The sequence below is a fragment of the Polaromonas sp. P3_C2 genome, assembly GCF_056402675.1.
The window spans coordinates 1-703 of sequence record NZ_JBFUGX010001165.1 but is presented as its reverse complement, the minus strand read 5'-3'; the positions used below and the strand labels follow the sequence as shown (position 1 = coordinate 703).

Genomic DNA, 703 nt, shown 5'->3' with positions numbered 1-703 from the left:
GTCGTATTCGGCGATGACCCAGTCGACCCCCATCTGGGTGGAAAACTTGATTTTTTCAGCCGCCTCCTGGTCAGATGGATCTGCCGTTGCAACAATCAGCCGGTTATTGCGTTTGCTCAGAACAACGATACGGTACGTTGCACAGATTTTGGAATCGAGCAGTCCCTTGGGCAGGCGCTGTATGTCTATGGCGTCCAGGTCAAGCAAAGGCGCAGCAAAGGCGGTCGACATGGTGTGCGCCAAGTCAGACGCGGAAACCGCTCCGGAGCCTGTCAGTTCGGCGATGAAGCTGGTGCGCCCCGTTTGGGCTTTGCGAAAGATGTCTTCAGCAGCCTTTTGACCCAGCTTCCCCGCAACCACCAAGGCCCGACCCAGACCTGGCAATGCCATGGATGGTGGTTGGTTAATAGCGGTGTCAACAGCGGCCATGGATTCTCTGGATAGGCTTAAATAGGTATCATCGCTTATAGATTACAAGGTGTAAATCGAAAACGCGCCAGAGGCCTGCCCGGCGTTGGAAGTATGCGAAGAAACGCACACATACGGCCAAGGCCAGGATATTTTTGGTCGGGGTGAGAGGATTCGAACCTCCGGCCTCTACGTCCCGAACGTAGCGCTCTACCAGGCTAAGCTACACCCCGATCCGGCAGCCGTCAGAAACGCCTTTCCAGCAATTGGGAGGCCAGCTGCATCAGGGCATTAC

At 55.6% G+C, this 703-nt stretch carries 1 protein-coding gene and 1 tRNA gene; both read right to left on the bottom strand.

Translation table 11 applies throughout. The features are described 5' to 3' along the window. On the bottom strand, positions 1-429 hold a 429-nt coding region (locus tag AC1DWI_RS25360), incomplete at its 3' end, for a GspE/PulE/PilB domain-containing protein (RefSeq protein ID WP_477726212.1). A gap of 135 nt (positions 430-564) precedes the next feature. Then, positions 565-641: transfer RNA gene (locus AC1DWI_RS25355), tRNA-Pro, on the bottom strand. Positions 642-703 lie beyond the last annotated feature (62 nt).